Below are 25,987 nucleotides of genomic sequence, written 5' to 3'. Positions count from 1 at the left end.
CCCGCTACTGGTACGTGATGAGCGACGGCGTCGGCTGCACGTCGGCCATCGTCTGCTGCGGCGACAGCATCGGCGTGTCCTCGTCGTAGAAGTTCTTCCAGCCCCAGTGCACGCCCTCCGGGGCGCCCTGGTGCAGCGCCTTCCAGGTCGCCTGCTTGTCGGGCTGCGAGCCCTGCCCGTCCACGTGGATGAGGACGTCGAGCTCCGGGTGCGACGCGAGCGACGACCGGTCCTGGATCATCGACAGCCGGAACTGGTGCAGGACGAACGCCTTCGGCGGTAGCCCCTTCGACCGCACCAGGTCGGCGAGCCACGACGAGACCTCGTTCACCTCGGACGCCGAGACGCTGCCGATCTGCTGCAGGGGCACCTGGTCGGCGGTCAGTCGCCACTCCGGGTCGAGTGCGAGCCAGACGTTCGGCTTCGCGAGCAGCGACTCGTACCGCTTCGCCTGCGACAGGAAGTCGGACCGCCCCGGCTGCAGGTCGAGGATGACCGGCATCCCGGCGTCGCTCGCCGCGTCGATGTAGGGCTCCAGCGTCGACGCCGGCAGCTCGGTCGAGTAGTCGCCGTCGGCCCCGGCGTCCCCGGCGGCGACGGTCGCGATGACCTCCATCGCGGGCGTCACCGGCTCGTCGCCGAGCCCGTCGTACTCCTTCGCCGTCCCCTCGGCGCGGCGCACGGTCGCCGCCGGGTCCTGCTCGCCCAGCACCCCGAGCACCGGCGCGCCGGGAGCGCCGTACAGCGCCACGTAGCGGTGTCCGTCGAAGGGCCGCTGCCCGCCGTGCGGCAGCTGCCAACCGCTCTCCGCCGCCCGGACCGTCCACTGCGGGTCCGGCAGGTCGCCGAACGCCGAGCCGACCAGCACGGTCGGGTGCTCCGCGCGGTCGTGGAGGGCCGACACGACGTCCGGGGCGGCAGCCGGGTCGGTCACGCCGTCCGGCATCGCGACCACACGGGCGCCGGCAGCCTCCGCCGTGGCCACGGCTGCGGCCTCCGACCGACGGTCGGACACGACCACGGTCGCCGCACGGGAGGCATCGCTCGCCTCGGGCACGTCGCCCCGTTCCGGCGCGTCCTGCTCCGGGACGTCGGTGTCGACCGCCACGCTGCCCTCGGCCTGGTACCAGTCGGCCCCGAGCCGGCGGAGCTCGGCTGCCACCCGGTCACCGTCGTCGCCTGCGTCGGCGGACGGTGTCGACGAGGGCGTGCCGCCGTCGGACGTCAGCAGCAGTGGGACGTGCGCCGCACGCGCGGCGCTCGCCGCGTCGCGCACCGCACCCGCGTCGGAGGCCGACGCCACGACCGCACCGGGAGCCGACGCGAACAGCGCTCGGCTCGCGGCGACGGAGCGCGCCGACGGGTCCTGCTGGGCCACGACGTCCACCGAGTCGGCGGAGGACCGTGCCAGCTGCGCGACCGTCGGCGCGTCGTCGTGGGAGGTGCAGCCGGCAGCGCCGAGCAGGAGCCCGGCGACCGACAGTGCGAGCAGGGTACGGGTGGGACGAGCGCAACGCATCCGAGCCACCCTACGAGGGACCGTCACGACACCCTGTGAGCGCAACAGGTGTCGTCTCGTAGACAGGGTGCATGCCATCCGCGCCGGACGACCACCCGACGATCGGGGCGGTGGTGGCCCCCGAGGTGCACTGCGCCACCCTCAACGTCAGACGTCGGGTGCCGCACGCGCCCGGTCACGCCGACGCGTGGGAACGTCGCCGCGACGCCGTCGTCGCGCTCGTCGCCAGCGAGCAGCCGACGGTGCTGGCCGTCCAGGAGGCACTGCCCGCCCAGACCGCGGACCTCACGGCCCGTCTCGGGTCACGCTGGGAACCCGTGGTCGTCGGTCGCGGTGCGCGTGGCGGTGGCGAGGCGGTCGGCCTGTTCCTCGACCGGGAGCGCCTCGACGTCGTCGAGCGGCGCACGTGGGCGCTGTCCCGGACGCCGTCGCGCCCGGGCTCACGGTCCTGGGCGACGGCCTTCCCGCGGCACGCCGTCGGCGCCGTCGTCGCGGACCGCACCACCGGGCGGGAGTTCACCGCGATCGCGACGCACCTCGACGTCGCCTCGTCCTGGGCACGGCTGCGCGGCGCGCAGCTGCTCGGGCGCATCGTCCGCGAGCGCGGCCTGCCGGCCGTCGTGATGGCCGACTGGAACTGCCCGGCCGGGTCGGCACCCTGGCGAGCACTGGCCGAAGCGGGGGTCGTCGACAGCTGGGGACGAGCCTCCCGGCAGGTGGGGGAGGCCTACGGGACGTACCCGCACTACCGGGAGCCGCGTGTCGGCGGCCGGCGGATCGACGGGGTGCTCGTGACCGAGGACGCCGTCGTCGACCGGGTCGCGGTGAACGTGCGCCGACCGGGCGGTGTCTGGCCGTCCGACCACGCGGCCGTGCACGCCGTCGTGCGGTGGACCTCGTGATGCGGTCGCTCGGGCTGACCTTCCTGCGCCGGCGGTTCCTGCCGGCCGACGTGGTGCGGGTCCTGACGCTCCTCAGCATCCCCGTGGCCACGATCGGCTGGGGGAGCACGTCGTTCGCGGTGATGTCGCTCGCGTTGTTCGGGGTGGTCCTGCCGCGGATGCTCGGACTCCGACCGGCGTTCGACCTGGCCGTCTGCGTGCTCGTGCTCGTCGCCGGGTGGTCGAGCGCTCTCGAGTGGTACACGTCGGTGTTCCTCTGGGACAAGCTGATCCACGTCGTCCTGACCGGACTGCTCGCGGCGCTGCTCGCGGTGATCGCCGCAGACCTCCGGCTCGTGCCGCACGCCCCGGACGCCGGACGCGTGACCGTGTCGCTCCTGGTGTTCACCCTCGGGCTCGCGATCGGGTCCGTGTGGGAGATGTGCGAATGGCTCGGGCACAACTTCGTCGACTCGGCGATCTACGTCGGGTACGACGACACGATCGGCGACCTGGCCGCGGACGGGCTCGGCGGGCTGCTGGTCGGGCTCGCGCTGCCGTGGCTGGCGGCCGAGCGGGACGTGGTGCAGCAGCCAGCGCGCTCGCCGCAGGGCTGACGGCCCGGCCCGACCGATCGCTCCCGTGGAGGCGGCGACGCGCCGTGGCACGAGCAGGGTCCGGCGTCCGCTATGCTTGACGGGCTGCTCGCGCTCCGGTCGGACGCGGGCGGTGGAACGCCGGAGACGGAGTTCCGAGCCTCTCGGGGCTCAGAGCTCGTGAGAGCTCACGGGCTGTGGCGCAGCTTGGTAGCGCACTTGACTGGGGGTCAAGGGGTCGCAGGTTCAAATCCTGTCAGCCCGACCGAAACCGATGAAGCCCCCGGCGAGACACGTTCTCGCCGGGGGCTTCTCCGCGTTCCGCACGGGGGAGCGGTGCCAGCCGCTCTTGCGCCGCCGCTGCTCGGCCTCCTAGCGTCGACCGGGATGGACGACGACGATCTGCTCACCGCCCTCGTGCCGTGGGCGCCGGAGCACCTGGCCCGCTGGAACGAGCACTGGCGATCGGACCTGCTGCGGACGGTCGGACCCGACCTCGCACTGGTGGGGGACACCTCGTGGGGAGCGGCGGTCCGCGACGCCGTCGGACTCGCCGTCCCGGACCCGCTCGACTGGGCGAACCGGGTCGTCGAGCTGTCTTCCGGCGGATGGGCCCTCACCGGGATCCGCTTCCGTGGCCGCGACGTGTCGAAGCCGTTCGTCGACGTGATCGCGACCAGCGTGCGCCCCGACGCAGCCGGTCTGGCGGAGCTCGGCTCCGTGCTCGAGGACGCCCGTGCCTTCTCGCCGCTCTGCTTCCGCGTCCGACTCCCCGGGGACCTCCTGCGCGTCCGCGCGCTGGCCGGACACGGGTCCTCGGTGGCACCCGACCAACTCCTGGTCGCGGGGCCGGTGTCGGTGATCGCCGGTCGTGAGCAGACGCCGGGAGCCCCCGCCGTCGAACTCGTCCCGACCACGCCCGAGGCTGCGGCGCCGAGGGTCGCCGCGATCTACGAGACCGTCCGTCGCGTCACGCCCGACCTGGACGAGTGGGCGGCGCCCGCCGACGAGGACGGGCTCGGCGACGCCGACGAACAGGGACTGCTGATCGAGGTCGTGGTCGACGGACGGGCCGCCGGTGTCGTCGCCGCCGCTCGGGACGACGCGTACGGGTTCACCGGGTTCGTCGTCGAGGAGATCGCGCTCGACGACGACCACCGCGGACAGGGACTCGGGCCGGCGGTCCTCCGGGCCTTGGCACGGCGGCTCCCGGCGACGGAGGCCGACGTGCTCTGGGGACACGTCCACGCCGACAACACCCCCTCGTTGCGTGGCGCCCTCGCCAGCGGTCGGGCGGTCTGCGCCACGTTGGCCTGGGTGACGCCGGACGGCTGGCCCGGGATGCCGGGGTCGCGGCCCGTCAGGTGACCGAGGACCGACCCGGTTCGCTGGAGCCGCTGCTGACGCCGGACGGAGGGCGACAGGGCCGGCGCAGACCGCTGCGGTACGCTCCCGCCATGCTCTGGGGGAGACGACGCACGGGGTCCGCCGCGCTGACCGGGGTCCTGCTGCTCACCGGGTGCTCCGGCAACGTCAACGCGGGGAGTGCGGGTGCCGAGAAGGCCGAGCGCGAGCTGTCGGCAGTCGACGGTGTGCGGTCCGTGCGCGGTTCGGGCACGAACAACCTGCCGTTCGCCGGCGAAGCGTCCGTCACCGTGACCACCGAGGACGACCTGTCCGACGCCGACCTCCGACGCGTGACCCACGAGGTCGGACGCTGGATCCGCGATGCCTCCGGCCCGGGTACGACGTACCGCGGCTCGATGGAGGCCGACGGGTTCGGGTTCTTCCTGGAGGAACGCGCCTCCGAGACCGACCGACTGCTCGCCGTCGTCGATCGGCTCCGCGGCGACGACCGCTGGCTCGGTGGCGACGTCGACGCTCCGACCGCCTCCAGCACCGGCGGAGGTCGCATCGCACTCACCGTCCGCGATGCCGATGACCTGGTGGCCGGCTGGGAGTCGGTCCGGCGGATCGTCACGTCGTCCGACTGGGACACGGCGTCGACGTCGGCGTCCTGGTCGTCGGCGCAGCAGGACGTCATCCGCTCCGACGACGTGCCGGACCTGCGGATCGCGAACGACATCGCCGGGACGGACGACACCGTCGGTGACCCGACGCCCGAGATCACCGCGTACGAGCGTGTGCGTGCCGCGCACGAGGTGACCCGCGCCTCCGTCACGCCGGGTCGTCTCCAGATGCACCTCGCGGACCTCGACGACGTCGGGGACGCGACGGCGCTCGCACAGCAGGCCGCACCGGACGCGCAGGTCATCGTGGACGGCGGCATCGTCACGAAGGACCAGCCCCGAGGCGACGACGACCTGCCCGACGCCGCCGACTACGCCGAGGCGGACCGGCTCGCTGCGGTCGCGGCGCGGCCGGGGGTCGCTGCCGTCGAGCTCACGCCGTCCTGGGTGCGGGTGACGGTCGACGACCCGGACGAGGTCCTCGCGACGGCGACAGCGCTCGCCGCCGCTGCTCCGGCCGATCCGGTGGGGTCGATCCACGTCGGTCCGCAGGCCGATCCCGCTGACGGCAACGACGACGCTGCTGACCGGGACGCTGCGGACGACACGGACCGTCTGTCCGTGAGCGGCTCCCCGGCGATGTTGGGCCGGTCGATCGACGTCGGCACGGAGCTGCGGGGCTTCCTCCCGGCGTCGTCAGAGCAGTTCGACACGAACCAGTCGGTCGCGGCCACGCTGTCCGACGCAGGTCAGGTGCCGGCGTTCGTCGCTGCCCTGCGACCGGTGCTGCCGGACGGCACCGGGCTGCACGTGAGTCTCGGCGACCGCGGCACCGACAGCACGACGGAGTTGACGCTCCGCGACGGGGAGCTGACGGCCGAACCGCTCCGTGACGGGGAAGAGCGGGGATCGGACCGCACCGACCTGGAACGCGCGCTGCGGGACGCCTGGAACGGCTGATACACGACCGACGGCACCGCCGCGACGACCCGTCCCCGGCGTGACGCCGGTCTCCGCCGCGCAGGCGCTACTGTCAGCACGTGGGGACCAGGGGCATCTACGTCGAGACCGTCATCGATGCGGACCTCGACCGCGTGTGGGCCGCGACGCAGGACCCCGAGCAGCACGTGCGCTGGGACGTCCGGTTCTCGGAGATCGTGCCCGCGGGCGCGGAGGACGGGGCACCGACGCACTTCCGCTACGTCCGACGCTCGCCGCTGCACGACGTGCACGGCACCGGCGTGAGCATCGGGGAACGCCGCCGCCCGGACGGATCGCGCACGTCGGCGCTGCGCTTCGGGACCGCCGACCGCCTCTCGCCGATCCGCACGGGCCGGGGCTACTGGCGCTACGTCCCGACCGACGACGGGCGCACGCGGTTCATCACCGGCTACGACTACGACGGCGGATGGGGGCCGCTGGACCTGGTCGTCCGGCCGCTCCTCGGCTGGGCGACCGCGTGGAGCTTCGACCGCCTCCGGATCTGGCTCGAGGGCGGACCCGCACCGGAGGCGTGGCCGCTCACATCGGTCCTGCAGCCCTGGCGCCGGGACCGGCCACGAGCCTCCAGGACGCTGCGGGCACCCGCAGGCAGCGCCCGACGCACCGACCACCTGCACGACGCGCCGGCGACGCTGGCGACGCTGCCCGACCCGAGGAACGACCGATGACGTCCGTGTTCGAGGAGGCGCTCGGCGCCGACTTCCAGCGACTCCACCCGATGATGCGACGACGCTTCGGAGTCGGCCTCGACGCCGGCGAGGCCTGCACCGGACGTGGCGTCATGTCGTCGATCCGACGCGGCCCGTGGTGGACCGTCCCCTTCCTGCAGATCGGACGGCTCCGGAACATCCTGGTCCCCGACGTCGGGGAGGACGTGCCGTTCACGATCGAGAACCACCCGTACCGCGACGAGCTCGGCCGCGAGACGGTGACGTTCGTGCGGACGTACGAGACCAAGCCCGGTCGCACGGCGCGCTTCGACGCGACGATGGTGCTCGTCGACGGCAGGGTGCTCGACTACCTCGGCACGCACCAGCACCTGGCGGTCGACCTCGACCTGGCGGTGGACGAGCGGGGCGGGCTCGTACTGACGTCCGACGCACAGCGGTTCCACGAGGGGCCGGTCTCGTTCCGGTTCCCGATGCTCCTGAGCGGTCGCGCCACCCTGCACGAGTGGTGGTCGGAGGACGACCAGGCGTTCCACGTCGACCTCGAGGTGCACAACCGCGTGTTCGGCTTCCTGTTCGGGTACCGCGGGACGTTCACGTGCGAGTGGACCCCCGCCACCGACGCACCGGACCGGTTGAAGCCGGTCCGCACCGAAGCGCGGACCTGAGACGGCCGGGCGTCAGTCCGTCGCCGCTCGGCCGGAACGGACCGCCAGCACGACCTGAACGACCGCGATCGCGACGACCACGACGGCGACCGCACCGGCGGCCCACGACCCGGCGACCCCGAGCACGGGTCCGCTCGTGCACCGGCTCGCGCCCGCACCCGGCGCCGCATCGGCACACGAGCTCACCCGCGTGACGGCGAGGAGCAGTGCCGGCACGGCCGTGACGAGTGCCAGCACGACCCACGCGATCGCTCGGTCCACAGCGTGCTCCGTCCGCTCCCGTGGTCAGGTGCGACCAGGCTCGCACGCACCGGGGTGACGGGCCGTCTCGATCCCGCAACGATGGTCGCCGCGCGTGGGTGCCCGGCGGACCGCCACCGGCCGCCGGACGGGAGGCGCGTGGCGGCGTCGTCCCGCGCCTCCCGTCCGCCACGGGTTGCGTTTCCCGGACGTGCGCGCGCCGTCCAGGCGTTCTCCCGGTTCCGTGACCTACTGTCACCGGAAGCGCGGATGCGTGAACTCTCCGGATCGGTCGAAGGATCGCTCACCACAGAAGGTCGGTCCTCGATGACGACCACCCCGCTCGCCCCCGGTTACACCCGGACCCGACCCGGTCCGGGCAGCCGCAACGGTACGTCCACCTACTCCGCGCTCCTGGCGCAGGTGAAGGAGAACGGCCTGCTCCGTCGGCGCACCGGTTTCTACTGGTCCCTGTTCGGCAGCCTGGTCGCGGGTCTCGCGCTGGCCTGGGTGGCGTTCGCGTTCCTCGGTGACTCGTGGTTCCAGCTGATCGTCGCGGGAGCGCTCGGGGTCATCTTCACGCAGTTCGCGTTCCTGTCGCACGAGGCCGCGCACCGTCAGGTGTTCGCGTCGCAGAAGTGGAACGACCACGCGGGCCGGTGGCTCGGCACGTTCATGGTCGGCCTGAGCTACTCGTGGTGGATGAACAAGCACACCCGCCACCACGGCAACCCGAACACCGTCGGGAAGGACCCCGACATCGCGCCCGACGGCATCCGCTTCCTGCCCGAGGACGCCGCCGCGGCGAAGGGCCCGCTGATGCGGACCTTCCTGCGCTTCCAGGGCTGGCTGTTCTTCCCGCTGCTCACGCTCGAGGGTCTCAACCTGCACCGCTACGCCGTGACGTCGATCGTGACGGGCTCCGGGACGAAGGCCGACGCACGGCACCGGTGGCTCGAGGGCAGCATGCTCGTCGCCCGGTTCGGCATCTACCTGACGGTCGTGTTCTGGTTCCTGCCGTTCGGCATGGCGTGCGCGTTCCTCGGTGTGCAGCTCGCCGTGTTCGGCGTGATGATGGGCGCCTCGTTCGCCCCGAACCACAAGGGCATGCCGACCATCGCGCACGGCGCCAAGGTCGACTTCTTCTCCCGGCAGGTCCGGACCTCGCGGAACATCCGCGGTGGCTGGTGGGTGTCGTTCCTGATGGGTGGCCTGAACTACCAGGTCGAGCACCACCTGTTCCCGTCGATGCCGCGACCGGCGCTGAAGCAGGCCCGCCTGCTGGTCCGCGACCACTGCGAGACGCTCGACGTGCCGTACACCGAGACGACGCTGCTGCGGTCGTACGGCATCGTCGTCCGCTACCTGAACCGGGTCGGTCTCGCCGCACGCGACCCATTCGCCTGCCCGATGGTCGCCGAGCTCCGCATCCACTGACGCGGTCCTCCGCGCCGGCGGGCTGCGGGACCTCGCAGGTCTGCGCGGGTTGCCGCACAGCCCCCACTGCGGAGCGCACCCCCGAGGTACCGTCGGGCGACCACAGTCCGCGCGCACGGTGAAGGGGGCCTCGTGACCACGGCGACCGACACGACGGCGACGACCGACGGGACGACGACGCGGCAGCCGACGGCGGACCCCGGAGCGGCAGCGCCGCACGCGGGGACGGAGCCGTCCGTCCTCGACGGTCTGGCCCTCGTCGCCGACCGCGACCCGCACGCCCTCGCCCTGGTCGACGAGCACGGCGAGACCACCCACGGTGCCCTCGACCGCACCGCCCGCGCCCTCGGCCTGCTCCTGGACGCACAGCTCACCCCCGACGACCACACCGGCCGCGGGGTCGACGTCGAGCAGGGCCGTGCACCCGTCCCCGTCGGCGCGATGGTCGCGCACGGTGCCGGGTCGGTCGTCGCCCTCCTCGGACTCCTGCACGCGGGCCGTGTCGTCGTCGCGCTCGACCCGTCCCTCCCCGGGGCCCGGCTGCAGCACGTGGTGGCGCTCGCCGGCATCGTCGACGTCCTCGCGGACGCGGAGCACGCCGACCGCGCCGCGGCCCTCGTCCCCGAGCACGGCCGGGTGCTGTCCCTCGACGACCTGCTCGGAGACGCCCGGACCGCCGCCGCGACCGAGGGCGACCTCGCCGTCGTCCCGGGAGCCCGGGAACGCGGTGGTCGCGACCCGGCGGTCGTCGTCTTCACGTCGGGGTCGACCGGGGTGCCGAAGGGCGTCACGATGACCCACCGGCAGCTCGTCGTCGACAGCGTCGCCCAACGGGAGGCCTTCCGGCTCGTCCCGACGGACCGCGTGGCCTCGGTGCTCCCGCACGGGTTCGCCGCCGGGCTGACGCTCGTGCTGTCGGCCCTGCACGCCGGTGCCTCCCTGCACGTCGCCGATCCGCGTCGCACCGGCGTCGACCGCCTCGTCACCTGGGTCCGCGACGCACGCCTGACGACACTGCACACCACCCCGCACCTGCTGCGGTCGATCACCGGCGCCCTCGACCCCTCCGACGACCGGTTGCGTGCGCTCCGCGTCGTCGCCACCCTCGGCGAGGCGGTGACGGGCACGGACGTCACGGCGCTGCGGCCGCTGCTCGGCCCCGGCGCGTCGTTCTGCAACCAGACCGGGTCGAGCGAGACCGCCGTGTACGCCGTGCACGAAATCCGCGCGGGGGACCCGGTGCCCGAGCGCAGCGTGCCCGCCGGCAGGATCGTCACGGGCAAGCGCATCGAGGTCCGCCGACCCGACGGCTCCGTGGCCGACGTCGGCGAGAGCGGTGCGGTCGTCTGCGTCTCCGACGCCATGACGAGCGGGTACTGGGGCGCGCCGGACGCGACCGCAGACCGGGCGGGCACCGCCGCGGACGGCACGCCGACGTGGACGGTCGGTGACCTCGGACGCTTCGACGACCAGGGCCGGCTCACGCTGCTCGGCCGCGCCGACGACGCGGCGAAGGTGCGCGGGCACCTGGTCGAGCCGAGCGAGGTCGAGGCGGCGCTCCGCACCGTCGACGCGGTGCAGGAAGCGGCGGTCGTCGCGGTGCAGGCCCCACCCGCGCCGACCCGGCTCGTCGCCTACGTCGTGAGCCGCCCGGGTCGCCGCTCGCCGTCACCGGCCGCGATCCGCAGGGCCCTCCGCGACCTGCTGCCCGACCACATGGTGCCGACCACGATCGTCCCGGTGACGACGCTGCCCCGGAACGAGCGCGGCAAGGTCGACCGGACCCGCCTGCCCGAGGCACCCGCGCTCAGCACCACGGTGGGCGGAGACGGCGCGGCGTTCGGCGAGGACACCTACGACCAGTGGCAGCTCGCGGTCGGGCAGATCTGGGCCGAGGTGCTCGGGCTGCCCGCCGTCGGGCCGCTCGAGCTGCCGGCGGTCGGGCTCGACAACGACTTCTCCGCACTCGGTGGCGACTCGCTCTCGGCGGAGGAGATGCTCGCCGCCGTCTCCGACCGGCTCGGCGTGGACGTCCCCTCGTCGGAACTCCTCCGGCACCCGACGCTGCGCAGCTTCACCGCGCGGATCCGCCTCGGCGCCGCCGCGGTCCCCGGTCACCCGGACGTCGTGACGCTGACGGCGCGTGCACCGGGCGACGCCGACCCCCTGTTCTGCGTCGCGGGTGCCGGAGCCCTGGCACTGACGTTCGTCCCGCTCGCCCGGCGCCTGGGTGACCGTCCGGTGTTCGCCTTCCAGCAGCACGGTCTGGAGCGGCGCTCGGTGCCGGACTGGAGCATCCCGGCCATGGCCCGCCGCTACATCGAGCTCCTGCGGGTCGTACAGCCCTCCGGCCCGTACACCCTCGTCGGGCACTCGTTCGGTGGCCTCGTCGCCCTGGAGATGGCCTCGGTGCTCGCCGGTGCCGGTCACGAGGTCGCCCGGGTCGTCCTGCTCGACACCCACCTGCCCGAGCAGGCCTCCGAGCGGGCCGACACCGTCGAGTTCGGGCAGCTCGACCTCGGCCGGCCGGCAGCGCGTCCGGTGCCCGGCGTGCTCCGGCCGCTCGCCGTGCGCACGAGTGCGCTCCGCAGTCGCTCCGCCACCCCGTTCGCGCGCATCGGCCGCCGGGCCCGGGGCGTCGGCGCCGGGGTGGTCCGCTGGCAGGGCCAGCGCCACTTCCGGGCCTTCTTCGACCAGGCGCTCCTCGTGTCCCGCCGGTGGGAGCCGCGCCCGTACGCGGGCCCCGTCACGCTCGTCGTCGCCGACGGCAACGACTCGGGTCCGGCCCGGTGGGCCCGGTACCTCCGGGGACCGGTGGACGCGGTGCGCGTGCACGCCGAGCACAGCTCGGTGCTGCGGGAACCACACGTCGCCGAGGTGGCGGCGCTCGTCGCCCGGCAGAGCGGGACGCCCTGAGCGAGCGCGGACGGACGGACGGGAGGCGCGGCACCGGACCGGTGTCGCGCCTCCCGTCCGTCGTCGACGTGCGTCTTCCGACCGGAGCGCACCGACACTGTCCGGTTGCGCACCACAACGAGCACTCCGGTGGCAGATCGGGGTACAGGAACGGCCCTCGAAGTCCGTTTCCTGGGGAAATGCCCGACACGGAACGGGGGACGTGACGAATCTCGGTGTCAGCCCGTCTCATCCGTGAACAGCAACCGCTGGGAACGAGTCCCGGCGGGTCCTCGAAGGGAGACACCAATGGCTGACACCACCACCACCTCGACCACTCCGGCGACCGCTTCGGCGGCGTCGCGCTCGGCCGTCCAGAACGGTTCGGGTACTGCGGGCAAGACCACGATCGACGACACCGTCGTGTCGAAGGTCGCCGGCATCGCCGCTCGTGAGGTCAACGGGGTGCACTCGCTGGGCGGCGGCGCTGCCCGTGCGATCGGCGCGATCCGTGACGCGATCGGGCAGCGTGACCACGGTCAGGGCGTCAAGGTCGAGGTCGGCGAGAAGCAGGTCGCCGCGGACGTCGTGATCGTCGCGGAGTACCCGGTGTCGCTGCAGCAGGTCGCTGACGGTGTCCGTTCGTCGGTCGCCCGTGCGCTGGAGCAGATCGTGGGCATGGAGGTCGCCGAGGTGAACGTGACCGTCCAGGACGTCTTCATCCCGGGTGATGACGACGACAACGACGACAAGAAGGAGTCCCGCGTTGAGTAACACACTCGTCGGCGCGCTGATCGGCGCCATCCTCGCCGTCGTGGCACTGCAGTTCGGGTTCTGGGGCTTCGTCCTGGTGATCGTGTTCGGTCTGGTCGGTGCCCTCGTGGCCGCGATCACGACCGGGAAGATCGACCGCGGTGCCCTGACCGACGTGCTGACCGGACGCCGGAGCTCCCGGTGAGCGCCGGCCCGGTAGGAGTCGACGCGACTGCCGTCCCGGGCCGCGTCGAGATCACCGCACGAGCGCTCACGGCGCTGGCGCGGGCAGCCGCAGCCGAACAGCTCGGCGTGCCCGCGAAGCGTCTGCGCGTGGGACTCGACGACGACCGGGGGTCCATCGTCCTCGACGTCACGGGTCCCGTGCGCGAACAAGCCGACATCGTCGCCGCGGCCGCTGCCGCCGCTGACGCGGTGGGTCGCAGGGTGGGCGAGTTGGCGGGCCGTCACGTGGGTCGGACCCACATCGAACTGACCGGGATCGTGCGTGCGCACGAGGGCCGGGTCCGGTAGGAGACAGAGCACATGAGCACCGAACAGCTCGAGAAGCGGCTGCGTCGTCGCAGCATCCACCGGTCCCGGTCCACCGCGGTCGCGATCACCCTGGTCGTCGTCGCACTGGTCGCGGCGTGGATCGGCACCGAAGCGGTCCTGAAGGCCATCGGGCAGCAGCCGCTGCTGGCGGACCCGCAGACCGTGGTCGACACCGCCCTCACGCCCGACGCCGCGTTCACCACCATCATCGAGGTCATCGCCGCCGCCCTGGTGATCCTCGGCATCGTCCTGGTCGTGCTGGCCCTCAAGCCCGGCCGGCAGCCCCGCTCCGGGATCGACCGTGACCGTGGTGCGGTCGTGATCGACACCCGCATCCTGGCCTCCACCGCCGCGAACGCCGCCGCCCACGCAGCAGGCGTCCCGGAAGCCAACACGACCGCGTCCGCGCGTGGGCACCGCACCCAGGTGCACGTGGTGCCCCTGTCCGGCATCCCCGTCGACGCCAGCGCCGTCGAGCACGCCGTCGGGGACCGGCTCGGTCGCCTCGGCGGCAAGCACGGCTCGTCGGTGCAGGTCACCGTGGAACAGAAGGGAACCCTGGCATGACCACCACCAACCGCGGCGTCAACCGGGTCCTGCTGCTCCTGATCGGCCTGATCAGCATCATCGTCGGTGTCGCCATCGGCGCCGGGGTCCTGCAACCCGTCCGCGACGCCCTCCAGCCGTACCTGACGCTGCCGCAGCAGGTCACCGTGCCCGACCAGGCGCTGTGGATCATCGCCGCGGTCTGCGCGGTGGTCGTCGTCCTCGCCGTGATCGTGGTGTTCACTCGCGGTGGCGGCGGCACCAGCGTCGCGGTCCGGGAACGCTCCGGCGAGGACCAGGTCACCGTGAACGTCGCCCTCGTGCGAGACGTCATCGACCACGAACTCACCGGTGTCCACGACATCGTCGCCGCGAAGGTCGACACGTACCTGGTCAAGAAGACCCGCGCCGCACGCATCCGGGTCCACGTCCGCCGCGGCGGCGACGCGGTCACCGTCCTCGACGCCGTCGACCACGCCCTGACCACCCTCGACCAGACCCTCGGCCGACAGATCCCGGTCCTGGTCCACCTCACCGGCGGCACCCGCACCGCACTGGCACGCACCACCCGCGTCCAGTAACAGCACCACCAGCACCACGCAGCACCACCAGCACCACGCAGCACCACCCACAGGCCGGGGGACGCCCGACGTCCCCCGGCCGTTCCGTGCCCGGAACCGGCCGTCCACACAGCCGCAGCCGAACCCGGGAGGCGACCCGAGCCTCCCGTCCGCAGACCCAGGAGGAGACCCCACATGGCACGCAACCACGGAGCCGTCAGCGCATCGACCTCGGAACAGCGTCGCGAGGACGCTGCCGAGTGGAGCCCGCTGGCCCGCTACCTGTCCGAGTTCTTCGGCACCTTCCTGCTCGTGCTCGGCGGCGTCGGTACGGCACTCTTCGCCGCGAACTTCCCGAGCGACACCGACAACCAGTCCGGCGTCGGCTTCCTCGGCGTCGCACTGGCCTTCGGTCTGACGCTCGTCGCCGGCATCGCCGCCGTCGGGCACATCTCCGGCGGCCACTTCAACCCGGCCGTCACCCTCGGCCTCCTCGCCGCCGGGCGCACGGACCTGCGGCACGTGGCCGGCTACATCGTGTCGCAGGTCCTCGGCGGCCTCGCCGCGACCAGCATCATCGCGATCGTGCTCTCCGGGAAGGCCGGCGCCTTCCGGGCCGCGCACGACGCGGGCTTCGCCTCGAACGGCTTCGGCAGTGCCAGCCCGGGCGGGTACGGCCTCGGCGCCGTCTTCCTGACCGAGGCGGTCCTCACCGGGGTCTTCCTCGCGGTGATCCTCTCGATCACCGCCAAGCAGGAGTACCAGGCCCTCGCCCCGATCGGCATCGGCCTCACCCTGACCCTCATCCACCTGGTGAGCATCCCGGTGAGCAACACCTCCGTGAACCCCGCACGCTCCGTCGCTGCCGCGGTCTACGGTGGGGCCACGCCGCTCGCCCAGCTCTGGGTCTTCATCGTCGCGCCGGTCCTCGGTGCGGTCGTCGCCGGCCTGATCGTCCGCGTCGGCGGTCGCCGCCGCATCACCGGCTGACCCCACGAGGTCACCCACCGAGAGAAGGAGAACAGCATGCGCAACCGCATCATCGTCATCGGGCTCATCGCCCTGGTCGGCATCTGGATCGGGTCCCGGTCGAACCGGCCCGTCGTGAAGAAGACGAGCACGGCCGAGACCATCCGCAAGGCCTGGAACGACCCGCACGCGCGGAAGCAGCGCGCGAAGCTCCGCAAGAAGATCGAGAAGGCCGCCTCGCACTGACGGGGTGACCACGGACGGGAGGCGCGGTGCCAGCTGGCACCGCGCCTCCCGTCCGTTGCTTCACCTGGGCCGACGGCCGAGCAACACTGCGGCGAGCAGCGCGGCCACTCCGAGCAGCACCAACGGCAGGGCCGTGACGGTGAGCCACGTCGCGGTCGGTTGATCCGCAGGGATCACGAACGCGCCGACGAGCGCCAGCGTCGTTCCTGCACCCGACAGGAGTGCAGCGATGCACAGCAAGCTGGTCCTCAGGCGATCTCCGGACACGGTCTTCTCCTGCCGTTGGTCATTGGTTGTTGCACCAGACCACGGATCCCGGCGGGATGTTGTGGATGACGGTGCCTCGCCCGCGAGACGAGCATGCGGTCAGCACGCCGCCGGCGACTGCGAGACCGGCAGCGATGATGCCTGCCGCAGCTCCTCCGAGACCGGTCGCGGCGGTGATGATCCCGATGGCGGTCGCGACTCCCGCAGAAGCTCCGAGCACGCCGAGCAGTCTCGTGGTGTTGCAAGAGTTGAGGTAGACGTTCAGCTGGATCCCGGTGTGGTCCCACCGATTCTTCCCGGCGCAGGCGCGCACGACGGCGGTCGACCGTTCCACCTCGTCAACGAGCTGGCGGTCGACCGCAGCGTGCCGACTGGCGAGACCGACCAGCGACCGTCCGGTCGCGAACGCATCGACTGCCTCGGTGGACACGCCGATTGCGCGCGCACGATCTCCATCGAAGACGCCGTCGCTGCCGATCGCACTCGACAAGGCGGCCCCGAGGGAAGCAGCCGAAGGGTCGGATGGTGCAGCGTGGGCCGGTGACACCGACGCGACCGAGGCGACGAGCGCGACCATGAGCGTCGCGACGCCGAGGCGCTTCCATCGTGCACAAGTGGTGATGATCGATCTGGCCATGACTTCCCCGTTCGTACCGCCGTCTGCGGTCCGACCACTGTCCATCCTGAGCCGGTCGATGTCAAACATCAGGTGTTAATATCAATTGACCAGCGTGCAACTAGTCAGCTTGCTGGGCGAGGGCGGATCAGTCCGCGCCCGTGAGCGCGGCCGCGTAGGCCCGCACCGATCGGTTGTAGCGGGGGAGTGTCGGCTCGACGGCCTCGATCGCCACCCGGAGCGCCTCGTCCACCTGCCCCGCGCTGTGCAGCGCGAGCGCGAGGAAGACGCGAGGGGCCGCTCCGGTCGCGGGGTGCGGTGGGGCGTCGCGGAGCATCGCGATCGCATCGTCGATCCGGCCGAGGTTCCGGAGGGTCGACGCGTGCTGCACGACCAGCCGTGCGGCACGATCGGGGTCGACGGTGCCGAGCCCCGCCTCGGTCGCCGCGGCGTACTGCTCGTGCGCGGCGGCCTCCTGCCCGCCGGAGTCGTGTGCGCCACCGAGCTCGAACGAGCCGAGCGCGGGGTGGGGTGCGACCGCTGCGAGCTCGCGCATCCGGTCGATCCGGGCAGCGTCGTCCACGGTGTCGTCCGCCCACAGCGCCGCGACGCGTGCTTCCCAGTGGGGGTCGGAGGGTCGTGGCTGCGGGGTCGTGGTGTCGCTCACACGGTCACGCTAGCGGCACCGCTGCGACGCGCGACCATCCGGTGGACGTGCCCCTGCGCGCATCCGGGGCACCGGGATGCGAAGATGCATCGTTGCCCACCGACAGGACGACGAGGAACCCATGGGACACGACGACGCCGCGCCGCTCCTCGACGGGCGCTACCGACTCGAGCAGGAGATCGGACGTGGCGGCATGTCCGTCGTGTACCGCGCCACCGACGAGGTGCTGCACCGTCCCGTCGCCGTGAAGCTCTTCCACCCGGGCTCCGTCGACCTGGCACGGCAGGAGGCAGAGCTCGGCGTCCTCGCTGCGCTCGAGCACCACGGGCTGGTCGGGTTGCTCGACGCGGGTGTGGTCGACGTCGTCGGCAGCGGTCCGCGACGCTTCCTCGTCATGTCGCTCGTCGTCGGACAGGACCTGGAGGCGCGGCTCGAGGTCGGACCGCTCTCCGCGAAGCACATCGCCGAGATCGGCTACGACATGGCCGAGGCGCTCGAGTACATCCACCCGCACGGCGTCGTGCACCGCGACATCAAGCCGTCCAACATCCTGCTCGTGGACTACGGCACCGGCTCCGACCGGGCCCGGGCACGGCTGACCGACTTCGGGATCGCCCTGGCCGCGGGGGTCGAACGGCTCACCGCTGACGGTGTCACGACGGGCACGGCTGCCTACCTCAGCCCGGAGCAGGCCCGGGGTGCGGACGTCGGTCCCGCGAGCGACGTGTACTCGCTCGGTCTCGTGCTGCTCCAGTGCTTCACGCGACGCCGCGAGTTCCCGGGGTCGCTCGTCGAGTCCGCCATCGCCCGGCTGTCGCGCGACCCGGTCGTGCCGGAGCCGCTGCCGGAGCACTGGAAGCACCTGCTCCGCGCGATGACGGCGCAGGACCCGACGGAACGGCCCCTCGGCGCGCGCCTCGTCGCGATGCTGCGCGACGTCGTCATCACCGAGAGCGCTGCAGCCGACCCCGCGGCCACCGGCGCCCGGTCCGATGCCGCCCCCGCTGCGACCGCGACCGCCGACGCAGGCCCCGCCGAGTCGACCCCAGCCGCCCCGGCGGACGCCCGCCCTGCCACGCTCGACTCGCTGCCCGAGGAGTCGCTGCAGCGCACCGTGGCGATGGCCGCACGGCTCTTCGACGCTCCGATCGCCCTGGTCGACGTGCTCGACGAGGACCGTGAGTGGTCGCAGTCGTGGATCGCCGAGGGGGTCGACGAGGCAGCGCGCAGCATCAGCTTCCGCAGCGGCTTCGCGCCGGTACCCGTCCCCGTGGTGATCCCGGACGGGTCCGTGCACCCGGAGATGCGGCAGAGTCCGCTCGTCACCGGGCCGCTCGGCATCCGGTTCTACGTGAGCGTGCCCCTGCTGCGGCACGACGGCACCGCGGTGGGGACCCTCGCCGTGCTCGACGTCCGTCCGCGTGAGGCGTCCGAGGGCGACCTGGCGAACCTGCGCGACCTCGCCGCGCTGGCCACCACGCAGCTGGAGCTCCGCCAGGAGTCCCTGCGCACGACGAGCGACGCACTGCCGCTCGACGGCGCGCGCTGACCCGCGTCAGGCGCCGGGTCGGCCGTCCGACCAGGTCATCGCCCGGTCCGCCTGCTCGGCCGTGATCCGGGTCACCGCACCGCAGTTGGTGCACTCGTTGCGGTGCGAGCGCGACAGCGGGACGAGCGGGACGAAGAACAGGCTGAGCTTCGTCGTGCGGCGCACCACCCGCTGCGCCGCCAGGACGCCGCACCCCCCGCAGACGAAGCGGACCACGGTGAGCAGGGTGTCGGAGCCGCGGGTGCCGAAGATCAGGAACACACCGCGAGGCTACGCGGACGGCGCAGACGGATCGTCAGCCGTCGGAGGCCGTCACGCGGAAGGACCGCACGAGCGGCTCGTCCGGCTGGACGACGACGGGGGAGCGCCAGGCGAGCGCCGAACCGACCGCGGGGTACTCCGCGACACGGACGAACCACGGATCGCGGTGGTCCAGCGCCTCGACGAGCACGTGCGCCCGTCCGTCGGCGAAGGAACCGGTCCAGGCCACCCACGGTGCGACGGAACCGTGCACGCGGTGCTCGCCCGCGCCGTCGGGGGTGCGGACCACGACGTCCGTGCAAGCGGCGAACCGCAGGAACCAGCCGCCGTAGCCGGCACCGGCGCGACCGTGGCTGGCCGGACTGCCGAGCGCGACAGGTCGGGCACCGGGCGCGCGGAGCGTGGACGTCCACTCGAGCTGCCAGCCGTCCGGCGTCGCACGCCAGCCGAGCGTGCGGTCCTCGTGGAGCAGCAGCGCGCCGGCCGGGTCGCGCCATTCGGTGCCGAGCCGCACCCGGGCGCCGTCCGTCTCGGAGGGGCCGACGGTCGCGGTGCCGTGGTCGTCCTGCCACCGGTAGCCGGGACCGTCCACGTACGTCGGTCCACCCCAGCAGTTGACGCCGTCGAGGTCCGGGAACGCGACGCCGAGGCCGCAGTGCCAGGGGTGGTCCTCGGGGTGACGGTCGGTGAGCACCACGCCGCCGAGCGTCCGCACCGGGTGGAGGAAGGGCCGCGGCACCCAGGCCGGCGGGACGTCCGCGCCGTCGTGCAGCTCGCCCACCCGGACCCCGGCGACGTCGAGCGGTACCACGACGCCGTGCGTCACGCCCGTGCCCTCCGTGCTGTCCGTCCCCACGTCGCCGACGCTACGCGCCGACCTCCGCGGGTCGCCGCCGCACGAGCACCACGCTGTCCACCGTCTCGTGTCGCTCGCCGTCCGGTCCGGTCGCCGATCGCGGTCGGCCCTCGGCGACCAGGACGTCCCACCCGTCGTCGAGCCGCAGCGCCGCCAGGTCCTGCTCGGGCGTCGGGAAGCGGTAGGACCGCATCTCTTCGGGCACGTCGCGGTGCGGCGGAGCGGCGTGGGCGGTGACGAGCAGGTGCCCGCCGGGAGCGACCGCCGTGGTCGCCCGGTGCAGGATCGCGTCGCGGGGGATGCCGACCGGCCACGACTGCAGGAAGGACGCCGTGACCAGGTCGAACCGCTCGTCGGGAGCCGGGCTCCAGGTCGCCAGGTCGGCGGCGACGAACCGGGTCCGTCCGGCCACCCCGGCCGACCGCGCCGCACGGTCGGCGCGGTCGACGGCGGTCTGCGACAGGTCGACACCGGTCACCGTCCAGCCCTGCTCCGCGAGCCAGACGACGTCGCCGCCCTCACCGCACCCGAGGTCGAGTGCCCGGCCGCCACCCGACGGCAGTCCGGCGACCACGTCGGCGAGCACCGCGTTCACCCGGCCCGACCAGATCCCGTCCCGTTCGGCGTACCGGGCCTCCCACCAGTCGCGCGCCGTGCCGCCCCCACCCGGAGTGCCGTCGGGGCGGGCCGGGGTGTGTGCGTCGGCGGGGGCGGAGGGATCGTCGTGCGTGCGCATCCACCCAGTCGACCGCGCACCGGAGCGCACCGCAAGGATCCTTGCCGGACCGGCAACGGCGGCCCGCCGCGATCAGGCCCGGACCGGCGACGGCAGCCTGTCGCGAGTGGCCGCCGGACGGGAGGCACACGGCCGCCCGCCACGCGCCTCCCGTCCGTCGCACACCGGACGGACGGCCGACGACGTTCCGTCCGGAGTGCGCGGCCTGGGTGTCCGGTGTCCGCGGTGCCGTCCGGCGGCGCGTACCGTCGCCGGCACGACGAGATCGTCCGGCGGCCACGCCATGCGGGGGCCGCCAGGGTGGACACCACGCCACCCCGCGACCCTGCCGGCCGGACTCCGGACGGCGCAGGACGCCAGGCGGTCGTGATGCAGGGAGCACGACATGTCGACGTACCAGACGGACGAGCGGGTCGAACCGGTCCGCGTCATCACCTACCGGCACCTCCGCCGCGCCGCGCGACGGGGTTGGGCGGTGCCCGAGGGCACCCCGGCGCCGTCGCTCGCGGACCTGGGGCGGGTCCGCGGACCCAGCCGCGGCGACCGCACGTGATCACCGCGACCGTCGACCCGCCCGCGGAGGACCGGTCGACCGAGCAGCGCCGGACCTCGGTCCGACAGGTCGTGCACAGCGGCACGGAACCCGGCGGGGCCCGCCTACTCCACGAGGACGTGTACGACGCCCACGACCTGTGGTGCCGTCCCGACGGGGACGCCCCCTTCAGCTACCGGTACCGTGCCACCGGGGACGGGCGGGTGAGCCTGCGGACCTCGTCGGTCTCGGCGCACCACGGCGGTGTGCTCGACCCCGGTCGGCAGTACCTGCTCGCGTGGTCGGTCGAGGGCGGTGTCGTGCTCGACCCGGACCGCGAGGACGGCGTCACGCTCCGCCCGGGCGTCCCGGTGATGTGCCCGGCGGGTCGTCCCTTCTCGGTGGCGGCGCCGCCCGGCACCGTGCACCTGGTGCACTTCGACGCGGACTTCCTCGAGGCCGTCGCGGTCGTCGGCGGTGCGGCCGTCCCCGTGCCGCTGGCGTTCCCGGCCGCCGTGCCGTCCGCCCGCCTCGCGCCGTTGCAGCGCACGCTCCGCGAGCTCGCCGGTGCGATGCTCGACGTCGACGTGGTCGACGGAGAGCGGGCGGTGCTGGACCTGCGACTCGCCGAGGCCGTCCTCGAGGCGTTCCGCCCCGACCCCGACGGCGGTGTCCCCGACGGCTCCGTCGCCACGCTCGAGCGGGCGAAGGCGTACATGTACGCGCACTTCGCCCGCCCGCTCAGCACCGCGGAGATCGCCGCCGGCGCCGAGTCCAGCGTCCGGACGCTGCAGGAGACCTTCCAACGGCACGAGGCATCGACGCCGACCGCGTTCCTCCGGGACCTCCGGCTCGACAAGGCCCGGATCGCGCTGCAGCTCGCCGACGCACGGGAGACCTCGGTGGGAGCCGTGGCGTCCTCCTGCGGCTTCCGGCACATGGGGCGTTTCTCCGGCGCGTACTCCGCGCGCTACGGGGAGCACCCGGGGGAGACGCTGCGAGGGCAGCGACGGATGATCGCGGTCGCCGGGACCCCCGGTCGCACGCGGGGGTCCCAGCCGGGCTGAGCCCGCCCGTCTCCCTCGCCTGTCCGGATCCGCAGGTCGGTCGGGAGGCACCCGGCGCGTCCACCGCGCAGCCCCGGTCCGCCCCATGCTGCGCTGGGTAGCGTGCAGGGATGCAGCGGACGTCACCGAGCACCGGGACCGACGGGATCGCGGTCGCCGTGCGCGGCACCGGCGCCCCGGTCCTCGTCCTGCACGGCACCCCCGGCGGGATCTCCTCCGCCGAGGCGATGGCCCGCTTCCTGCCCTCCGACCGCTTCCGCGTCGTGACCCTCGCACGACCGGGCTACGCGGGGACGACCCTCGAGCCGGACCACCCCTCGCTCGACGACGAGGCCGACCGGTACGCGGCGCTCCTCGACGGGCTCGGCATCGACCGTGTCGCCGTGCTGGCGTGGTCCGGCGGCGGCCCGGCTGCCTACCGGTTCTCGGTCCGCCACCCGGACCGGATCCGGACGCTCGTCGTCGTCGCCGGGCTGTCCGCGCGGTGGGTCCCGCCGAAGCCGTCCTTCGCCGAGTGGGTCGTCGCGTACACCCGGGTCGGTGCGGCGCTCGCCGCGTCCGCCGCGCGACTGCTGCCGTCCGTCGTCGTCCGCACCGCCGAGGCCGGCGTCAGCTCCCTGCGCGGGCGGGCACTCACCGCACACGTCGCGGACGTCCTGCACGACCGGCCCCGGCGCCGGGTCCTGCTCGACCTGTCCTCGAGCGGCAACGCGGGCGGGCGCAACCGTCCGGGGTGGGACAACGACGTGCGGGTGCTCGGAGCGGTGGACGACCTCGAGCTCGGGGCCGTCCGGGCACCGACGCTCCTGGTGCACGGCGACGCGGACACCGAGGTCCCGATGGAGCACAGTGCCCGGGCCGCTGCGACCGTGCCCGGAGCCGAGCTCCTCACACTGCCCGGCGGCACCCACTTCGGGCTCTGGGACCACCACGACGCGGCCCGCGTGCAGGAGCGCGTCCGGAGCCACCTCGAGCGCGCCTGACCGCTGCCGCGCCTGACCGCTGCGTACCGGCTCCGCTCGCTCGGGGAGGGCTGCGCCCGACCCGGCAGGCTGAGACGAACCGCAGGAACCGGACGCTCCAGCCCTGGCGGTCACAGCTTCGTGACCAATACGTTATCTCCCTGAGCCGGTCGACCACCCGTCGCCCGATCGCGGAAGGAACCATGGGACGACACGCACTGCCCGCAGCCCACGACGGCGCACGGTCGGCAGCACCCGAGCCGACCGCACCCGGATCGTCGGGACCCGCGGAGCTGCGGCGTCCCCGCGGCCGTCGCGCCGCCCTCGGCCCCGCGGTCGCCCGTTCCTCCTTCGTGCAGCCCGCGAAGCCCGCGCGCACGGTCGCGCTCGCCGCACCGCGCCCGGTCGCGTCGACCGCCGTCGCCGGCGCCGCGGTGCTCTCACGCTCCGCAGCACTCCGCGCCGAGCGGGCTGCCGACCCGCGGCACGTCCGCCGCGCCGCGAACGCCAAGCGTGCGGCGATCCTGCTCGCACCGGCGCTCGCCGTGACGTCGACGCTGACGCTCGCGGTCCCTGCGGACGCGGCCCCGGCGACCACGACGAGCAGCTCGTCGTCCACCGTCACGGCTGCGGACGACGCGCAGTCCTTCACCGTCGCCCGCGACGTCGAGGTCCCCGTCGTGCAGACGGACGGCATGACGACCACCACGACGATCGTGTCCTACCCGACGATCGTCACGAAGTACGGCGTCACCACGCAGCAGGCCGAGGCGGCCATCTCGAAGGTGCTGTCGGCGGGCGGCAAGCGCGCCACGATCGTCTCGACGGCGCTGCAGTACATGGGGGACCCGTACGTCGAGGGCGGCGCGAGCCACTCCGGCATCGACTGCTCGGGACTGACGATGGTGGCGTACGCGGCCGTCGGCATCCCGCTCGTCCACTACGTGCCGTCGCAGGACGCGGTCGCCACGACGATCCCGCAGTCCGAGGCCCTGCCGGGCGACCTCGTGGTGTTCGACAACGAGGACCACGTCGGCATCTACCTCGGCGACGGCATCGTGCTGCAGGCGCCGCACCCCGGCGACCCGGTCGACATCGTGCCGCTGTACCCGAACGCCCACCACTTCGCGCGTCTGCTGCCCGCGGGGGAGTGACGCGTCGACGGGGAGTTGCGCACCTCCCGTAAACTGGAGTGATGGCCACCGAGACCCGCACCCCGTTCGAGGAGCAGCGCTCCACGCGTCCGCAGGTGCGCCCGCGCACCGAGGGGTGGACCCAGGCGCAGGACTCCGAGGGGCGACCCCTCCTGCAGTTCGCGTCGCCGAAGCGCGGCAAGCCGCCGGTGCACCTCGCCGACATGACCATCGAGGAGCGCGTCGCGAAGGTCAAGGAGCTCGGCCTGCCCGGCTTCCGCGCCAAGCAGCTGTCGACGCACTACTTCACGCACTGGTCGTCCGACCCGGCGACGATGACCGACCTGCCGGCAGCCCAGCGCGAGGAACTCGTGGCCGGGATGCTGCCGCCGCTCCTCACGGAGACCCGGCGTCTGGCGACGGACAAGGGCGACACGATCAAGTTCCTCTGGAAGCTGCACGACGGCGCCCTGGTCGAGTCGGTGCTGATGCGCTACCCCGGTCGCATCACGCTCTGCGTCTCGTCGCAGGCGGGCTGCGGCATGAACTGCCCGTTCTGCGCGACCGGCCAGGCAGGGCTGACGCGCAACATGTCGACCGCCGAGATCATCGAGCAGATCGTCCGGGCGAACGCCGCGATCGCCGCCGGTGAACTCGGGGGCGACCCACGGAAGGGCGGGCAGGACCGCGTCGACGCCGAGCGCGTCACGAACATCGTCTTCATGGGGATGGGCGAGCCGCTCGCCAACTACAAGCGGGTCATCGAGGCGGTGCGCACGATGATCGCCCCGCAGCCGCACGGTCTCGGGATGAGCGCGCGCGGCATCACCGTCTCCACCGTCGGCCTGGTGCCGGCGATCAAGAAGCTCGCGGACGAGGACATCCCGCTCACCTTCGCCCTGTCGCTGCACGCGCCGGACGACGAGCTCCGCGACGAGCTCATCCCGGTGAACTCGCGGTGGAAGGCCGACGAGGCGATCGACGCCGCGTACGAGTACTACGCGAAGACCGGTCGACGGGTCTCGATCGAGTACGCCCTCATCAAGGACATGAACGACCACGCTTGGCGCGCCGACCTGCTCGCCGAGAAGCTCAACGCGCGTGGCAAGGGCTGGGTGCACGTCAACCCGATCCCGCTCAACCCGACGCCCGGTTCGGTCTGGACCTCGTCGGAGCCCCACGTGCAGGACGAGTTCGTCCGCCGGCTGAACGCCGCGGGCGTCCCGACGACCCTGCGCGACACCCGCGGCAAGGAGATCGACGGCGCGTGCGGCCAGTTGGCCGCGGCGGACGAGACGGACGTCTGAGTCGACGATCGGTCGGACGGGAGGCACGGTGCGGGTCCGCACCGTGCCTTCCGTCGTTCCCGGGTCGCGTCGGCACGCGTGCCACCGCCGTCCGGCACCCGTCGGTCCGCGGCTCGGTACCCCTCCTCCCGCGAGTCCTCGGGGAAGTCGGGGGACGACACGCCCGGGATGTGGGTGGTGTTGGTGGTGTGGTCGAGCCGTGCGTAGAGTAATCACTCGTTGCCGCTGAGGCGGAGAACGGAACGGCCGAGACGGTCACCGGGTTCACCTGGGGATCTTGTCCGCCGCGGTTCTTCCCCGGCAACGAACTTCCAGCCCCTCTGATGAGGTGCCACTGTGGTGGTGCTGAGTGGGGGGTGCGTCTGGTCCTTGAGAACTCAACAGCGTGCACATTGTCAATGCCAATTATTTTGACCCCGTGCGATCGCAGCTTCGGTTGTGGTCGTCGGAGACAATTCCTTTTGGATTGAAGATTGTCAGTAGACAGTCAACAGTCAGAATCAACTCGGTTCGGCGCTTTCGGGTGTCG

29 protein-coding genes and 1 tRNA gene are annotated in these 25,987 nt (G+C 73.0%); 22 read left to right on the top strand and 8 right to left on the bottom strand.

The genetic code is table 11. The features are described from left to right. Window positions 1–4: 4 nt before the first annotated feature. A complete protein-coding gene (locus JOD95_RS15670; protein WP_209686014.1) occupies window positions 5–1,519 on the bottom strand; it encodes a hypothetical protein in 1,515 nt (504 codons plus the stop codon). Window positions 1,520–1,590: 71 nt separating this feature from the next. On the opposite strand from JOD95_RS15670, the gene JOD95_RS15665 reads away from it, so the two are divergent. The 7 genes from JOD95_RS15665 (at window position 1,591) to JOD95_RS15635 (ending at window position 7,304) form a co-directional block, all read left to right on the top strand. Further along, complete coding sequence (locus JOD95_RS15665) at window positions 1,591–2,421, top strand: endonuclease/exonuclease/phosphatase family protein (RefSeq protein WP_209686012.1); 831 nt, start codon at window positions 1,591–1,593, stop codon at window positions 2,419–2,421. Then, window positions 2,409–3,017, top strand: coding sequence for a hypothetical protein (locus JOD95_RS15660; protein WP_209686010.1), 609 nt, complete (start codon window positions 2,409–2,411; stop codon window positions 3,015–3,017). The genes JOD95_RS15665 and JOD95_RS15660 overlap by 13 nt, the downstream gene beginning before the upstream one ends. Window positions 3,018–3,187: 170 nt before the next feature. Continuing rightward, window positions 3,188–3,261, top strand: a tRNA-Pro gene (locus tag JOD95_RS15655). 122 nt (window positions 3,262–3,383) lie between these two features. Beyond that, window positions 3,384–4,364 carry a GNAT family N-acetyltransferase gene (locus tag JOD95_RS15650; RefSeq protein ID WP_209686008.1) on the top strand — a complete coding sequence of 327 codons (981 nt, stop codon included), beginning with the start codon at window positions 3,384–3,386 and terminating at the stop codon, window positions 4,362–4,364. Window positions 4,365–4,453: 89 nt separating this feature from the next. Further along, window positions 4,454–5,926, top strand: a complete 1,473-nt coding sequence (locus JOD95_RS15645; RefSeq protein ID WP_209686006.1) for a hypothetical protein — start codon at window positions 4,454–4,456, stop codon at window positions 5,924–5,926. Window positions 5,927–6,006: 80 nt separating this feature from the next. Further along, window positions 6,007–6,636, top strand: coding sequence for an SRPBCC family protein (locus tag JOD95_RS15640; protein WP_209686004.1), 630 nt, complete (start codon window positions 6,007–6,009; stop codon window positions 6,634–6,636). Then, window positions 6,633–7,304: a DUF4166 domain-containing protein gene (locus JOD95_RS15635; RefSeq protein ID WP_209686002.1), complete on the top strand. Its 672-nt coding sequence runs from the start codon at window positions 6,633–6,635 to the stop codon at window positions 7,302–7,304. Before JOD95_RS15640 ends, JOD95_RS15635 begins: the two co-directional genes overlap by 4 nt. A 12-nt stretch (window positions 7,305–7,316) precedes the next feature. Here JOD95_RS15635 and JOD95_RS15630 read toward each other — a convergent pair whose 3' ends face one another. Further along, entirely contained in the window at window positions 7,317–7,565 is a 249-nt protein-coding gene (locus JOD95_RS15630; RefSeq protein WP_209686000.1) for a hypothetical protein, read from the bottom strand. Window positions 7,566–7,871: 306 nt separating this feature from the next. On the opposite strand from JOD95_RS15630, the gene JOD95_RS15625 reads away from it, so the two are divergent. From JOD95_RS15625 to JOD95_RS15585, 9 genes are all read left to right on the top strand, one after another. Continuing rightward, window positions 7,872–8,981 carry an acyl-CoA desaturase gene (locus JOD95_RS15625; protein WP_209685998.1) on the top strand — a complete coding sequence of 370 codons (1,110 nt, stop codon included), beginning with the start codon at window positions 7,872–7,874 and terminating at the stop codon, window positions 8,979–8,981. A gap of 132 nt (window positions 8,982–9,113) precedes the next feature. After that, the gene (locus JOD95_RS15620) at window positions 9,114–11,897 is read left to right on the top strand and encodes a non-ribosomal peptide synthetase (protein ID WP_209685996.1); all 2,784 of its coding nucleotides are present in this window, start codon (window positions 9,114–9,116) and stop codon (window positions 11,895–11,897) included. A gap of 288 nt (window positions 11,898–12,185) precedes the next feature. Next, entirely contained in the window at window positions 12,186–12,650 is a 465-nt protein-coding gene (locus JOD95_RS15615; RefSeq protein ID WP_066656064.1) for an Asp23/Gls24 family envelope stress response protein, read from the top strand. Next, window positions 12,643–12,834, top strand: a complete 192-nt coding sequence (locus JOD95_RS15610; RefSeq protein WP_066656066.1) for a DUF2273 domain-containing protein — start codon at window positions 12,643–12,645, stop codon at window positions 12,832–12,834. The genes JOD95_RS15615 and JOD95_RS15610 overlap by 8 nt, the downstream gene beginning before the upstream one ends. Next, window positions 12,831–13,163: a hypothetical protein gene (locus JOD95_RS15605; RefSeq protein WP_066653408.1), complete on the top strand. Its 333-nt coding sequence runs from the start codon at window positions 12,831–12,833 to the stop codon at window positions 13,161–13,163. The genes JOD95_RS15610 and JOD95_RS15605 overlap by 4 nt, the downstream gene beginning before the upstream one ends. Before the next feature lie 12 nt (window positions 13,164–13,175). Beyond that, entirely contained in the window at window positions 13,176–13,751 is a 576-nt protein-coding gene (locus tag JOD95_RS15600) for a DUF6286 domain-containing protein (protein ID WP_066653411.1), read from the top strand. Further along, window positions 13,748–14,311 carry a hypothetical protein gene (locus tag JOD95_RS15595; RefSeq protein WP_209685994.1) on the top strand — a complete coding sequence of 188 codons (564 nt, stop codon included), beginning with the start codon at window positions 13,748–13,750 and terminating at the stop codon, window positions 14,309–14,311. The genes JOD95_RS15600 and JOD95_RS15595 overlap by 4 nt, the downstream gene beginning before the upstream one ends. Window positions 14,312–14,485: 174 nt before the next feature. Beyond that, complete coding sequence (aqpZ, locus tag JOD95_RS15590) at window positions 14,486–15,280, top strand: aquaporin Z (protein ID WP_081984767.1); 795 nt, start codon at window positions 14,486–14,488, stop codon at window positions 15,278–15,280. A gap of 36 nt (window positions 15,281–15,316) precedes the next feature. Continuing rightward, on the top strand, window positions 15,317–15,505 hold the full coding sequence (locus JOD95_RS15585) for a hypothetical protein (protein WP_066653419.1): 189 nt from the start codon (window positions 15,317–15,319) through the stop codon (window positions 15,503–15,505). A 60-nt stretch (window positions 15,506–15,565) separates the two neighbouring features. Here JOD95_RS15585 and JOD95_RS15580 read toward each other — a convergent pair whose 3' ends face one another. The 3 genes from JOD95_RS15580 to JOD95_RS15570 form a co-directional block, all read right to left on the bottom strand. Next, entirely contained in the window at window positions 15,566–15,772 is a 207-nt protein-coding gene (locus tag JOD95_RS15580) for a hypothetical protein (RefSeq protein ID WP_209685992.1), read from the bottom strand. Between the two features lie 19 nt (window positions 15,773–15,791). Continuing rightward, the gene (locus tag JOD95_RS15575) at window positions 15,792–16,409 is read right to left on the bottom strand and encodes a hypothetical protein (protein ID WP_209685990.1); all 618 of its coding nucleotides are present in this window, start codon (window positions 16,407–16,409) and stop codon (window positions 15,792–15,794) included. A 127-nt stretch (window positions 16,410–16,536) separates the two neighbouring features. Then, window positions 16,537–17,055: a tetratricopeptide repeat protein gene (locus tag JOD95_RS15570; RefSeq protein ID WP_307810468.1), complete on the bottom strand. Its 519-nt coding sequence runs from the start codon at window positions 17,053–17,055 to the stop codon at window positions 16,537–16,539. Window positions 17,056–17,176: 121 nt separating this feature from the next. Between JOD95_RS15570 and JOD95_RS15565 the strand changes: the two genes are divergently transcribed. Then, entirely contained in the window at window positions 17,177–18,604 is a 1,428-nt protein-coding gene (locus JOD95_RS15565; protein WP_209685988.1) for a GAF domain-containing serine/threonine-protein kinase, read from the top strand. Between the two features lie 6 nt (window positions 18,605–18,610). Here JOD95_RS15565 and JOD95_RS15560 read toward each other — a convergent pair whose 3' ends face one another. From JOD95_RS15560 to JOD95_RS15550, 3 genes are read right to left on the bottom strand one after another with little or no spacing between them, the layout of a single operon-like run. Continuing rightward, window positions 18,611–18,865: a zinc-ribbon domain-containing protein gene (locus JOD95_RS15560; protein WP_209685986.1), complete on the bottom strand. Its 255-nt coding sequence runs from the start codon at window positions 18,863–18,865 to the stop codon at window positions 18,611–18,613. Between the two features lie 34 nt (window positions 18,866–18,899). Continuing rightward, window positions 18,900–19,721, bottom strand: a complete 822-nt coding sequence (locus tag JOD95_RS15555) for a PmoA family protein (RefSeq protein ID WP_209685984.1) — start codon at window positions 19,719–19,721, stop codon at window positions 18,900–18,902. 10 nt (window positions 19,722–19,731) lie between these two features. Further along, window positions 19,732–20,457, bottom strand: a complete 726-nt coding sequence (locus JOD95_RS15550; protein ID WP_209685982.1) for a class I SAM-dependent methyltransferase — start codon at window positions 20,455–20,457, stop codon at window positions 19,732–19,734. Window positions 20,458–20,842: 385 nt separating this feature from the next. On the opposite strand from JOD95_RS15550, the gene JOD95_RS15545 reads away from it, so the two are divergent. From JOD95_RS15545 to rlmN, 5 genes are all read left to right on the top strand, one after another. Further along, window positions 20,843–21,010, top strand: coding sequence for a hypothetical protein (locus tag JOD95_RS15545; RefSeq protein ID WP_158407739.1), 168 nt, complete (start codon window positions 20,843–20,845; stop codon window positions 21,008–21,010). Then, window positions 21,007–22,056, top strand: a complete 1,050-nt coding sequence (locus tag JOD95_RS17030; RefSeq protein ID WP_209685980.1) for a helix-turn-helix domain-containing protein — start codon at window positions 21,007–21,009, stop codon at window positions 22,054–22,056. The genes JOD95_RS15545 and JOD95_RS17030 overlap by 4 nt, the downstream gene beginning before the upstream one ends. Window positions 22,057–22,166: 110 nt before the next feature. Continuing rightward, window positions 22,167–23,039: an alpha/beta fold hydrolase gene (locus tag JOD95_RS15535; RefSeq protein ID WP_209685978.1), complete on the top strand. Its 873-nt coding sequence runs from the start codon at window positions 22,167–22,169 to the stop codon at window positions 23,037–23,039. Window positions 23,040–23,221: 182 nt separating this feature from the next. Then, the gene (locus JOD95_RS15530) at window positions 23,222–24,172 is read left to right on the top strand and encodes a C40 family peptidase (protein ID WP_066653438.1); all 951 of its coding nucleotides are present in this window, start codon (window positions 23,222–23,224) and stop codon (window positions 24,170–24,172) included. A 41-nt stretch (window positions 24,173–24,213) separates the two neighbouring features. Then, complete coding sequence (gene rlmN, locus JOD95_RS15525) at window positions 24,214–25,458, top strand: 23S rRNA (adenine(2503)-C(2))-methyltransferase RlmN (protein WP_066653440.1); 1,245 nt, start codon at window positions 24,214–24,216, stop codon at window positions 25,456–25,458. The last annotated feature ends 529 nt before the right edge of the window (window positions 25,459–25,987 follow it).

The organism is Curtobacterium sp. 1310 (assembly GCF_017834105.1).
Classification (GTDB): domain Bacteria; phylum Actinomycetota; class Actinomycetes; order Actinomycetales; family Microbacteriaceae; genus Curtobacterium.
This window is presented reverse-complemented; position numbering and strand designations above follow the sequence as displayed.

Coding starts and splice junctions, on each gene's coding strand:
- JOD95_RS15670 (WP_209686014.1), bottom strand. CDS start 1,519: ATGCGTTGCGCTCGTCCCACCCGTACCCTGCTCGCACTGTCGGTCGCC.
- JOD95_RS15665 (WP_209686012.1), top strand. CDS start 1,591: ATGCCATCCGCGCCGGACGACCACCCGACGATCGGGGCGGTGGTGGCC.
- JOD95_RS15650 (WP_209686008.1), top strand. CDS start 3,384: ATGGACGACGACGATCTGCTCACCGCCCTCGTGCCGTGGGCGCCGGAG.
- JOD95_RS15645 (WP_209686006.1), top strand. CDS start 4,454: ATGCTCTGGGGGAGACGACGCACGGGGTCCGCCGCGCTGACCGGGGTC.
- JOD95_RS15635 (WP_209686002.1), top strand. CDS start 6,633: ATGACGTCCGTGTTCGAGGAGGCGCTCGGCGCCGACTTCCAGCGACTC.
- JOD95_RS15625 (WP_209685998.1), top strand. CDS start 7,872: ATGACGACCACCCCGCTCGCCCCCGGTTACACCCGGACCCGACCCGGT.
- JOD95_RS15615 (WP_066656064.1), top strand. CDS start 12,186: ATGGCTGACACCACCACCACCTCGACCACTCCGGCGACCGCTTCGGCG.
- JOD95_RS15600 (WP_066653411.1), top strand. CDS start 13,176: ATGAGCACCGAACAGCTCGAGAAGCGGCTGCGTCGTCGCAGCATCCAC.
- JOD95_RS15595 (WP_209685994.1), top strand. CDS start 13,748: ATGACCACCACCAACCGCGGCGTCAACCGGGTCCTGCTGCTCCTGATC.
- aqpZ (WP_081984767.1), top strand. CDS start 14,486: ATGGCACGCAACCACGGAGCCGTCAGCGCATCGACCTCGGAACAGCGT.
- JOD95_RS15585 (WP_066653419.1), top strand. CDS start 15,317: ATGCGCAACCGCATCATCGTCATCGGGCTCATCGCCCTGGTCGGCATC.
- JOD95_RS15575 (WP_209685990.1), bottom strand. CDS start 16,409: ATGGCCAGATCGATCATCACCACTTGTGCACGATGGAAGCGCCTCGGC.
- JOD95_RS15565 (WP_209685988.1), top strand. CDS start 17,177: ATGGGACACGACGACGCCGCGCCGCTCCTCGACGGGCGCTACCGACTC.
- JOD95_RS15550 (WP_209685982.1), bottom strand. CDS start 20,457: ATGCGCACGCACGACGATCCCTCCGCCCCCGCCGACGCACACACCCCG.
- JOD95_RS15545 (WP_158407739.1), top strand. CDS start 20,843: ATGTCGACGTACCAGACGGACGAGCGGGTCGAACCGGTCCGCGTCATC.
- JOD95_RS15535 (WP_209685978.1), top strand. CDS start 22,167: ATGCAGCGGACGTCACCGAGCACCGGGACCGACGGGATCGCGGTCGCC.
- JOD95_RS15530 (WP_066653438.1), top strand. CDS start 23,222: ATGGGACGACACGCACTGCCCGCAGCCCACGACGGCGCACGGTCGGCA.
- rlmN (WP_066653440.1), top strand. CDS start 24,214: ATGGCCACCGAGACCCGCACCCCGTTCGAGGAGCAGCGCTCCACGCGT.